General features: G+C 72.6%; 4 protein-coding genes. All 4 read right to left on the bottom strand.

Features of this window, described 5'->3' with window-relative positions:
• Nucleotides 1–343: 343 nt before the first annotated feature.
• The 4 genes from IEY55_RS05360 to hrpB all read right to left on the bottom strand — a co-directional run bounded on the left by IEY55_RS05360 (nucleotide 344) and on the right by hrpB (nucleotide 11,435).
• On the bottom strand, nucleotides 344–5,803 hold the full coding sequence (locus IEY55_RS05360; RefSeq protein WP_189054553.1) for an ATP-binding protein: 5,460 nt from the start codon (nucleotides 5,801–5,803) through the stop codon (nucleotides 344–346).
• A gap of 836 nt (nucleotides 5,804–6,639) precedes the next feature.
• The gene (locus IEY55_RS05355; RefSeq protein ID WP_189054551.1) at nucleotides 6,640–8,142 is read right to left on the bottom strand and encodes a restriction endonuclease; all 1,503 of its coding nucleotides are present in this window, start codon (nucleotides 8,140–8,142) and stop codon (nucleotides 6,640–6,642) included.
• A 390-nt stretch (nucleotides 8,143–8,532) separates the two neighbouring features.
• The gene (locus tag IEY55_RS05350) at nucleotides 8,533–8,991 is read right to left on the bottom strand and encodes a 2-thiouracil desulfurase family protein (RefSeq protein ID WP_189054549.1); all 459 of its coding nucleotides are present in this window, start codon (nucleotides 8,989–8,991) and stop codon (nucleotides 8,533–8,535) included.
• A 5-nt stretch (nucleotides 8,992–8,996) separates the two neighbouring features.
• Nucleotides 8,997–11,435, bottom strand: a complete 2,439-nt coding sequence (gene hrpB / locus IEY55_RS05345; RefSeq protein ID WP_189054547.1) for an ATP-dependent helicase HrpB — start codon at nucleotides 11,433–11,435, stop codon at nucleotides 8,997–8,999.
• Nucleotides 11,436–11,513 lie beyond the last annotated feature (78 nt).

Below are 11,513 nucleotides of genomic sequence, written 5' to 3'. Positions count from 1 at the left end.
CCCCCCCCGCCGCCCGTTGTGTTTTGTGGGGCCGAGCCCCCATACCCCAGCCGGGGGCACGCCCCCGGACCCCCGTCGCGGTCGCCGGTGTTCGAGTAACGTCCCCTCAGCTCCACTCGGGCGACCTGTGTCCGCGGAAGGCGCGGACCGGGTCGCTTCGGATTATTGGGGGCCGCGCCCCCAGACCCCCACGGCCACCCGGGGCTCTGCCCCGGACCCCGTTCGTGTGGGCTGGAGCAAGCACTGGGTGCTTTCGGTGGCCGCGAGGTGGGTGCGCTGCGGTGCTGTGCGCGCAACGTCGGCGGCGTGCGGTGGTTGCTTTGGACGGCGGGTGGGTCTGGGGCTAACGCAGATGGGACTCGATGGCCTCGACGATGCGCGGGCGGAGTTCGGCGGCGCGGATGACGGCGTCGACGGAGCCGACCTCGACGGCGCGCTGGATGTCGTGCACGCGGTCGAACTCCGTGGCCACCTCGCCAAGCTTCTCCGCGCGGACCGACGAGCGGAGCTCGACGAGCCCCGCGGTCAACGCGGCGCGGTCGGTGCCGGAGGCCGTCGCGACGCGGGCCTCCAGGTCCCGCACGCGCGGGTCGGCCGCGGTGCGGGCGTTGACGTCGCCGGAGAACACCACCGCGGCGGCGGGGGCGCCGCCGAGCACCGAGGCAAACGAGCCTTCCAGCGCGAGCACGGTCATGTTCGGGTTCAGCGCCTTCGAGAACACCACGAACGCGCCGCCGTGGTACCGCGAGATCACGCAGAACACAATGGGCCCGCGGAAGTTCACGATCGCGCGGCCGATCTCGGCGCCGTACTCCAGCTGCAGCTTGCGCATCGACTCAGGGGAACCGTCGAACCCGGACAGGTTCGCCAGCACCACCAGCGGCCGGTTGCCGCTGGCCGCGTTGATCGCCCGCGCGGCCTTCTTCGACGACTGCGGGAACAGCGTGCCCGCGGTGTAGGTGTCCGGGCCGTCGGTGGGTGGGAAGCCGCGCCGCGGCACCGCTCGTGACTCGATGCCGAGCAGGCACACCGGCCACCCTCCGATGTGTACGTCCTGCACCACGGCGGTGTCCGCGTCGGCCATACCCGCCCAGCGTTCCAGCACCGGATGGTCCTGATCGGAGAGTGCCCGCATCACGGTCCGGATGTCGAACGGCTTCTTGCGGTCCGGGTTGGCCTCGGCGGAGAAGATCTCGCCGACGGTGGTGAAGTCGTTGCCCACCACGGCATGCGGGAAGTCGGAGATGTCGCGGTCGACGGGGTCGGTCGTCTTCGCCCGACGCGGCGCCTTTTCACCGGGTGCGACGTACGTGTGGTCGTAGTGCGCCATCAGCACGTCGCGGGCCGCCGCGAGGTTTGGCGCCCAGTACTGCGCCTGCCCGTTCGGCCCCATCACCCGGTCGTAGCCGCCGATGCCGAAGTTGTCCTCGGCCGACACGCCCCCGGAGAAGTCGAGCGACTGCTTGCCGGTGAGCACCATCGTCGAGTCCGGCGTCATCACCAGGATGCCCCTGGTGTGCATGAGCATCGTCGCCTCGGCGTTCCAGTACGGCTGCGCGCCGACGTTGATGCCCGCGACCACGATGTTGATCTCGCCGCCGTCCTGGGTGAACTCGACGATCCGCTTGAGTGCCGCGGCCACCCAGTCCATGTTCTCGGTGCCGGACTCCATGGAGATCCGGGCGCCGGCGGACAGCGCGTACCACTCCAGCGGCACCCGCATCCGCTCGGCCAGGTCCAGGGCGGCGATCACGCGGCGGCATTCCGGCTCCGACAGCGCGCCGAGCGACTTCGTCGGGTCGCCGAGCAGCACGACCCTGGTGACGCCCTGCGGGTGCCGCCGGGTCGGCGTGGTGACCACGCCCGCGACGATCGCCGCGGTGTTGTGCCCCTTCGGCCGGTCGACCGGCACCAGCGCGTGGTCGTCGTCGAGGTCGTGCTCGACGAAGTCGCCGAGCAGGCCGGTCAGCTCGTACGGGTACACCGTGTTGCGGCTGCTCGCGCGCAGCACCTTCAGCCGGTAGTCGTCGAGCGGCTCGACCGGCTCGTCCGACGGCTCGCCGACGGTCAGCTCGGTGCCGCCGGTGGCGTCGAAGGAGATGCGCACGGCGATCTTGGCCAGCTCGCCGGTCCTCCGGTCGCGCTGCCGCGCGATGAACAGGATCTCCTCCAGCCCGGCGCCCGCGGTCGTCGGCAGCACGCGCGCGGCGATCGTCTCCAGCTCGGCGCGGGTGATCTCGCTCGGCGGCCAGACGTAGACCACGATCTGGTTGGTGTTGAAGCGTTTCTTCGACGGTCGCCGCGACTGCGCGCGGCGGATCGAGTCGAGGCAGGTGGCGATGGTGTCCTCGGCCGTCGGCAGTGCGACCAGCCTGCCGTCGTTCTCGCGCAGCTCGGTCAGGTCACGCACCTGTGCGAACGCGACGAGCCGCTCGTCCGACGGGTTCTCCCGCGCCACGCACTGGAAGAGGTAGACCTCCTCGTCCGACGACGGCAGCCTGGTGAGGTCGAACTTGCGCAGCCGCTCCAGCCGCATCCGCTGCGCGATGAACGGGTGCAGGCCGCGAATCAGCCGCTCCTCGGTCATCCCGGTGGTCGACGGGCGGAACGTGAAGTGGTGGTGCATCACCGCGCCGCCGCTGCCCGCGACGGTGGCGGTGAGCCTGCGGACCTGGTTCGGCAGCCGGTGCGCGCTGACGACCTCGTGCAGCGCGGCCGCCATCGCGTCGAAGTCCTCCGGCTGCTTCTCCCAGGCCAGATAGATGTCGGCGTGGATGGCGTCCTCGCCGCTCGCCAGCTCCGCGAGCCCGCGCAGCGCGCTGCCCAGCGCTTCGAAGCTCACCGCGGAGGAGACCACGCACGAACCCGCTCGCTCGGCGACCACGAACGTGCAGCCCGCGACCTCGCTGGTGCGGACGCCGGTGAGCCCCTTGTTGCCGTAGTACCGCCTGGTCAGCACTTCCAGCATGATCGCGTTGTCCAGGTCGTCGCGGACAAGCCGCTGGCCGAGCAGCCGGACCAGTGGCTCGGTGCTGCGCACCATCTCGGCAATGCGCTCGGCGCGGTCCGGCGCGTCCGGGTGCGCGTCCAGGTGACGCAGGTGCTTGCGGACGTTGGCGTAGACGCGGGCGCGGTTGCGGCGCAGCAGCGGCTGGCCGAACCAGGCGAACACCACGCCGCGCGCGAGGTCGGAGACCACGGGGAAGCGGACCTGCGTCGCGGCCACCAGCCGCTCCAGCGCGAGACCGGCGGGCTCGCGCAGCGTCTCGTCCGGCGGGGGCTCCCGCAGCCATGCGCGCAGCAACGTCGTGACGACCGTGGCGTCGGCGGACGCGCGTTGCTGGGCGAGGAAGATCCGGAACACCGCGGCTTCGAGTTCGGGGGAGCGTTCCAACTCGGTGACACCGTAGTGCCCGAGCGCCTTGGCGAGCTTGGCCTGGAACGCCGCCGGCAGCCCGGCCCGCTCGACGTCGAGACTCTGCAGGTAGGTGTGGAAGTACTCGCGGGCGCTGTGCACGTGGCCGTCACCGCCGCCGTCCTCGCCCGCCGGCCGGTTGCGGCTCAGCTCGGCGAGGTCGGCGAACACGTCGACGAGTTCGAGTTCCTCGGCCAGCGGCCGGTGGCCGTCCTCGGTGGCCGCCCGGCGCGCGGCGAGGTAGTCGTCGAGCACCCGGCGTTCGTCGTGCGGGTCGACGTCGAAGCCCAGCAGCAGGCTGCGCAGGTCCTCCTGGCCGCGCGTGGCGCGCTCCCGCGCCGGGATCTCCCCGGGCGCGGCGGGCAGGTCCAGCTCGACGGACTCGACGGCCGAGGTGCCCTCGGCTCCGGCATCGGCGAGCGGCTCCAGCCGCAGCAGCGGTGCACCGGTCTCCACCTGGCTGCCCACGGACACGACGCATTCCTTCAGCCGCGCCTGGAACGGCGCCCGCAGCACCGTCTCCATCTTCATGCTCTCCAGCACCAGCACCGGCGCGCCCGCCTCGACCTCGGCGCCGACCTCCAGCGGCGTGGCGACGACCAGCGCGGGCATGGGCGAACGGACGACGCCGCCCTCGTCGCGACTGACCCGGTGCGTGACGCCGTCCACCTCGACGAGGTGGATCGGCCCGTGCGTGCCGGTGAGCAGGCGGTACCGGGTGCCGTTGACGACGATCTGTCCGGTGTGCCGGTCGAAGCGGTCCAGCTCGACGTCGGCGGTACGGACGTCGCCACCCGCTTCGACGCCGACGCGGAACCGATGCGCGCCGACCCGCGCGACGCGTACGCGGTAGGCGACGCCACGCAGCTTGAGGTCCAGCGGTCGGCCGCTCCTGTGCTGCACCTGCGGGCGCCCGCCGAACGCCGTCGACAGCAGCCGCTGCCGCTCGACGCGTTCCTCCTCCTCGTACGCCTCGATGGCGGCGGCCGCCAGCGCGACGGCGGAGTGCCGGTGCGAGACGAGCCTGCCCTCGCCGCGAACGCGGTCGATCCAGCCGGTGTCCGCGCTGGCGTCGATCACCTCGGGCTGGTCGAGCAGGTCGAGCACGAAGCTCTTGTTCGTCGCGCCACCCTCGATGACCACCGTGGTCTGCGCCATCGCTCGGCGCAGCCTGCCGAGCGCCTCGTCGCGGTCGCGGCCGTAGGCGATGATCTTCGCGATCATCGAGTCGAAGTCGGCGGGGATGGTGTCGCCCTCGCTGACACCGGTGTCCACCCGGATGCCCGGCCCGGTGGGCAGGTCCAGCCGCACGATGCGGCCCGGGGAGGGCGCGAAGTCGCGGTCGGGGTCCTCGGCGTTCAGCCGGGCCTCGATGGCGTGCCCGCGCTCCACCGGCGGCTCGCCTTCGAGCCTGCCGCCGGCTGCCACCCGCAGCTGCGCCTTGACCAGGTCGAACCCGGTGGTGCACTCGGTGATCGGGTGCTCGACCTGCAGGCGGGTGTTGACCTCGAGGAACGCGAACAGCTTCTCGCCGGGGTGGTAGAGGAACTCGACGGTGGCCGCGCCGCGGTAACCGACCGCGACGGCCAGCCGTTCGGCCGACGCCTTGAGCTCGGCTGTCTGTACGGGGCTAAGTACCGGCGACGCCGACTCCTCGATGACCTTCTGGTTGCGCCGCTGCACCGAGCAGTCGCGGACACCGAGTGCCCACGCGGTGCCCTCGCCATCGGCGATCACCTGGACCTCGACGTGCCGGGCACCGGTGACCAGGCGCTCCAGGAACACGATGCCACTGCCGAACGCCCGCGCGGCCTCCTGGCTGGTGCGCTCGTAGGCGTCGGCGAGCTCAGCCTCGTTCGTGATCACGCGGATGCCGCGCCCGCCGCCGCCTGCGGTCGCCTTCAGCATCAGCGGGTAGCCGATCTCGGCCGCCGCCGCCAGGGCGGCGTCCAGGGTCTCGACCGCACCGCGGCTCCACGGCGCGACCGGCACGCCGACCTCCTCGGCGATCAGCTTGGCGCCGATCTTGTCGCCGAGCTTGCGCATGGCCTCCGCGCTCGGTCCGACGAAGGTGACCCCGGCCTTCTCGCACAGCTCCGCGAACGCCGGGTCCTCCGCGACGAAGCCCCAGCCGACCCACGCGGCGTCGGCCCCGGTCTCCACCAGCGCGCGCTCCAGCGCCTTCAGGTCGAGGTACGGGCGCGCGGACGCGGGACCGAGGTCGTAGGCGATGTCGGCTTCGCGCACGAACGTGGCGGTGCGGTCGACGTCGGTGTGTAGGGCGACGGTTTCGATCGGTGTCGCGGTCTCCGCGGCCAGGTCCCGAACGGCGTTGATGAGCCGCATCGCGGCCTCACCACGGTTGACGATGACAATGCGACTGAACACCCGACCGATCCCCTCCTCTCCAAGGCACTGGTCGGTCGACCGGCGAGCTGGGCGCTTCCGCTTCGCAGCGGGTGATGACCGGCCCGATTGTAGTGGATGGTGATCGCACCGAGATCGACAACCAGCTGACTGCCACTGGATCTGCGGCCGGGAAAGAACCAGCCGGCCCCGGATTCAGCCGGGTCAGCCTTTTCGCGAAGGAAATGGACCCACGACCGCCACGCCGACCGGGTTCGTCGAAGAGCATCGCGACGAGTTCGGTGTGGAGCCGATCTGTACGGTGACCGGGTTTCCGGTGTCGACGTTCTACGCGGCGAAGAAACGACACGAGAAACCATCGGATCGCGAGACTCGAGATGAGGAACTGCTGCCGTTGATGGGGGCGCGGAAAGTGTCTCGGATGCGCGTCGACCTGCTTACCTCCACCCCCGATGCGGAGGTAAGCAGGCCGTCCGCCGTGGGCCGCGGACCTGGGCCGCGGCGGCTTCTCGCCCGTGGGACGTTGGCAGCGGCCGTCCCGCCGGGCGAAGAAGCTGAGGGCGCGGCCGAGGCCGCAACGCCTCGACACGACTCCCGACACTCAGTGGGTCCCGCTAGGCGACGTCCCCTTCGCCGTGGCGAGCGGCTTCGCGCTCCCGCTCGACGTGCCAGGTCCCACCGTCGGCCGTGCCCTCGTCTTCTCTCTCCCGTCGAGGGCCGCCCCGAACTGGCCCTCGAGCACTACTTTCCGCTATCCGGAGCTGCCGGGCATCAGCCGGCCGGCTCGACACAGCTCATACTTCTGGCCGAGATGAGCTGGCGTGCCAACTCCGCCGGAGCACCCGCGGCCGGCCAGCTCAGTCCACCGGGAGGCCGACGAGGGATATCCCGAGGTGGCGAAGCGCCAGGTTACGCAAAGTGTGTCCCTCGACAAGCCGTACCCGCGCGTCGGCGGCCGCCCTGCGATGCAGGGCCAACGGAAACCACGCGGTCGTGGCCAGCAGGGCCTGGTCGACCCCCACCTCGGCGACCGTGCCGAGCACGGGGTCGAGCGCCTCGGCGGCGGTCACGCCAGCATCGCGCCGTACCACGATCAGGCAACGTCGCGACCCGTCACGCCCGGGCAGCTCACCGGTCGCTTCGACGCGGTCCATCCCCGCGTACCGGGTGGTCCACCCGTGCAGGCCGGTGGCCAGGAGCAGTCGGCGGACCAACCGAGCGAAAATCTCCGGTGGTAGCTGCCGGACATCCGTCCGGGGCCCCTTGCTGGGCACCGGAATGAAGCCCTCGAAGTCCACGACCGGAGTCACGCCCAACCCCCGGTACGGGTCGGGGGACATCCGGCCACCCACCGTGCGCAGCCAATCGACGGTGCTGTGCGTGCGCGGGCTGTCGAACTCCGAGCGGCTGACCGCGAGGCTGACCAGACGCACATGCTCGATTCGTCCGGTCAGCGAGTTCCGGTTCTCGATCTCGCCATTCACCACGACGTCCGTCAACGCCCCGGCGAAGTCCGCCCCGAACAGCTCGTGGACGACCCGCAGCGGCACTGCGGCCACCAGCTCGGCGTACCGCCGGGCCACCTCCGACTCCCGACGCGGCACCGCGGTTACCCCGCGCTGACTGCGGTCCGGCCGGTAGCGGGCGACCGCGGGGACCACGTGCCGGGACGGGAGCGGCCACCGGACGAACAACCGGCGCGCCGGCTGCAGGTAACGCACGGCGATCGGCCGGCACGGGATCCCCCTCGGCCATGCCGCGTACCGCAGCACCCGGGCGAAGTAGTCCTGCACGGTGTCCGGGTCGCGCGCGGCGAGCTGCTCGGTCAGCCGGCGCAGCCCGGGGTGCTGGCCGTTGAACTGCTGGCGGAGCAGCAGGGCGTGCTCGGTATGGGCCCGGCGGGCAGCAGCGAGCGCGACGCGCCGGCGACGTTCTGCCGCGGCATGGTCGGCCTGTGCGCGGGCAAATCGCTGGTTGGCCAGCTCCCGCTCCACCCGCATGGCGCCACTCACCAGCCACCCGAGCACACCGCCGCGACACCGCTGGGCAAAGTCGGACCAGCGGGGCGGGGGGAGTGGCTCGGCCAGCGGGCCCGGATCGAACGTGCCGGGCCCGACCGGATGGACCAGCAGGTCGAGCCCGGCGGCGGGATGCGGCGGCGGGTCGGGCCACAGCTCGGCCAGCGCGGCCTCGCGCGCGGCCAACCGGGTGGTGAGCCGCGCGGCCAGCTCCTGCCGCTCCGCCCGGGCCCGACGCCGCGAAGACCGCACCGACCGCGACGTCGCCGTCGCGGTCCCGCGCCTGACCGCGGGGACGACCGGCCTCATCCCCCACGCGCCGGTGACCTCGGCAGCGGTCATGGGCGAGCCTCCACTCCTCAACGGGTGGCGTGAAGAATCGGGGACGACCGGCGAGTAGGCGAGGCCCTACCAGCCGCGATCACTCGACCGCCCACCCCATTAGCTCGACATGGCCACCCGGGTTCGGTGCAAAGTCGCGAGCATCGCCCGACCCCACCACTCCCGGCGGCACGGCACCCACCCACTCGTCAGGGGACCGGGGAGGAGAGTGCACGGCCACGCTCGGGCCTGTGGTCGATGGCCGGCCTCAGCAGTCCGCACCCTGCCGGGTCCGAGAGGACAACCAGCACCGAGATCTGGTTGGAGAACCCGGTAGCCGGACATTGGCGAGTGGGCGCCTCGGGACGCCTGTTCCATGCGTGGAGATTCCCGCCGAGGCTCGCGAGGTTTTCAGGCCGGGGGCCGGACCGTGATGCCGTGTCGGCGAAGGAGAGCGGCCGTTACTCCCTGTCCTGATGTGGTCCGCCCGGTGAAGGTGCCGTCGTAGATCGCGTCACTGCCGCAACTCGGGCTGCGGTCGTGGAGCACCGCGACGTCGGCACCATGCCGTCGGGCGATCTCCAGGGCGCGGTGCGCGCCGGCCACGTACTCAGCCGTGACGTCCGTTCCCTCGTCGTCGACCACGCGGGCCCTGCCGTCGAGGACGTCGTCACCGTCCCCACCGTCGATCTCGGCGGGGCGGCGGGGGGTACGCAGGCCCCCGAGCAGCTCCGGGCACACCGGCACCGCCTCGTCCCGCTCCGCGGCGGCCCGACACCCCTCGACGGTCTTGGCCACGCCGTCGTACCGGCACGGCACGCCCGCAAGGCAGGCACTGAGCAGCACCGGACCGCTGCCGTCGTCGGGCATGCCGCTCATCCTCCTCGGGGCGCTCGACGGGCGGTGCCGCGGTGGGCCGGCACGGTCATCGGGTCCTCCGGCCAGGAGTGCTTGGGGTAGCGACCGCGCAATTCCGCACGCACCTGCGCCCATCCCGACCGCCAGAACGACGAGAGGTCCGCGGTGACGGCCACCGGCCGCTGGGCAGGGGACAGCAGGTGCATCAGCACCGGCACCCTACCGCCGGCGAGCCGCGGGGTTTCGGTCCAGCCGAAGACCTCCTGCACGCGGACCGCGAGCACCGGGGGGTCGGCCGAGTAGTCCACGCGCACCCGATTGCCCGAGGGCACCCCGATCCGTTCCGGGGCCAGCTCGTCCAGCCGGGCCGCCTCGGGCCACGGAAGGAGGCGACGCAACGCCCCCGCTACGTCGATGCGCTCCAGGTCCGCACGGCGCCCCGCGGTGGCCAACTCGGGGCCGAGCCAACTGTCCAACTCGGCCAGCAGGGTCTCGTCGTCCACCGCGGGCCAGGGCTCACCCAACGCAGCGCGCAGGAAGCCCAGCCGGTGCCGCAGAGACATGGCATCGGCGCCCCACGGCAGCAGGTCGAGCCCGTCGCAGCGCAGGCCACGCCGGAGCGCGTCGGCGACCGCGGCCGGATCCGGATCGCGCAACGGCTTCTCGGACAGCACGATCGCGCCCAGTCGCTCCACCTGTCGGGCCACCACGTCGCCGTCGACCCACTCGACCTCGTCCACTGTGGACAGCAGGCCCGGGGCGACCTTTCGGGCGAGATCGGCATCGGCGGCCGCGGCCAGCCGGATCCGGCCATGAGCCCGTCCCGGGTCCCGGTCGGCCACCGCGACCGCCAACCACTCCGCCTCCGCCAGCCCCGAATCGGCCGGCGCGGTCACGGCGGTGCCACCGGCCATCAGGTAGCTCGACGACCCCGGCGCGCGACGACGTGCCAGCCGTTCCGGGTAGGCCAGGCCCGCGACCAGGGCGGGATCGTCGTGCCGGCGCGGCACCCCCTCGACCAGCCTGGCCAGCCGGTCGGCCTCCCGCCGCCAGCCAACCGGCCGTTGCGCCCGGAGCGTGCGGATCGCCGCCGCCAGATCGGCCCGCGGCGCCAGGGAGTCGTCGTCGAGGAGGGCGACCACCTCGGCCGCCGCCCCCGGCCCGATCTCGGCCGCGCCGTCCAGCAACGCCCTGGCCAGCCGCGGGTGCAGGCCCAGCTCGGCCATCCGGCGGCCGCGCTCGGTCACCCGGTCCGCCTCGTCCAGCGCGCCCAGGGCACGCAGCACCGTGCGTCCGGCCGTCAGTGCACCCGCCGGTGGGGTGTCCCACCAGGCCAGGCCCGACCCATCGGGCGTGCCCCAGCAGGCGAGCTCCAGAGCGAGCCGGGTCAGGTCCGCGGCCCGGATCTCCGGCTCGGGGTAGCGGGGCAGGGTCGCGTGCTCGTGCTCCGGCCAGCAGCGGTAGGCGTGCCCGGGTGCTTCCCGGCCCGCGCGGCCGGCGCGCTGCTCGGCCACCGCTGCGGAAACCCGCACCGTGGCCAGTCCGGACAAGCCGCGGCGATGGTCCACCCTGGGCACCCGGGCGAGTCCGGCGTCGACCACTGCCCGCACTCCGGGCACGGTGAGGCTGGACTCTGCGACGGCGGTGGACAGCACAACGCGGCGGCGCGAACCGGGCCGCAACGCCGCGTCCTGCGCCGCGGCCGGGAGCCTGCCATGCAGCGGCACCACGTCGACGCCTCCGATGCCCGTGAGGAGCTCCGACACCCGACGGATCTCCGCGGCACCGGGCAGGAACACCAGCACGTCACCATCCACTTCGGACAGCGCGCCCCGGGCGGCACGAGCCACATGCGTCTCGAGGCGCTCACCGCGTACCGGCGCGAGGTAGTGCATCTCTACCGGATACGTGGCGCCCGTTGCGCGCAACACCGGGGCGTCCTCGAGCAGGGCCGCCAGCCGATCGGCGGCGACGGTTGCCGAGGTGGCCAGCACCTGTAGGTCCGGTCGGAGCCCGGCGCGGGCGTCCAGCAGCAGGGCAAGCAGCAGGTCGGCGTCCAGATGCCGTTCGTGGCACTCGTCGAGCAGCACGACGTCCACCCCGGCCAGCTCCGGGTCGCCCTGCAGGCGGCGGACGAGCAGGCCCGAGGTGACCACCTCGACGCGGGTGCCCGCGCTGACCCGGCGCTCGCCACGCACCGAGTAGCCGACCGTGCGGCCGACCGGTTCCCCCAGCAGCTCGGCCATTCGCGACGCCGCTGCCCGGGTGGCGAGCCGGCGTGGCTCGGCAACCACGACCCGGCCCCCGTTGCCCGCGGCCAACGCCAGCGGGACCAGGGTCGTCTTGCCGGTTCCCGGCGGCGCGACCAGCACGGTCGTGCCGCGGCCGGCCAGCATGGCGCAGACGTCCGGCAGGACGTCGCGGACGGGCAGGTCGGGTAGGGGTGGCAGGTCCATCGCGGAACAGTCTGCCGGTGGCTGTTGTTCGGCAATAAACGAATCCCACGTACCCTTAGCATCGCTAACGACGAAGGG

Source organism: Longimycelium tulufanense (assembly GCF_014645795.1).
GTDB lineage: Bacteria > Actinomycetota > Actinomycetes > Mycobacteriales > Pseudonocardiaceae > Longimycelium > Longimycelium tulufanense.
This window is presented reverse-complemented; position numbering and strand designations above follow the sequence as displayed.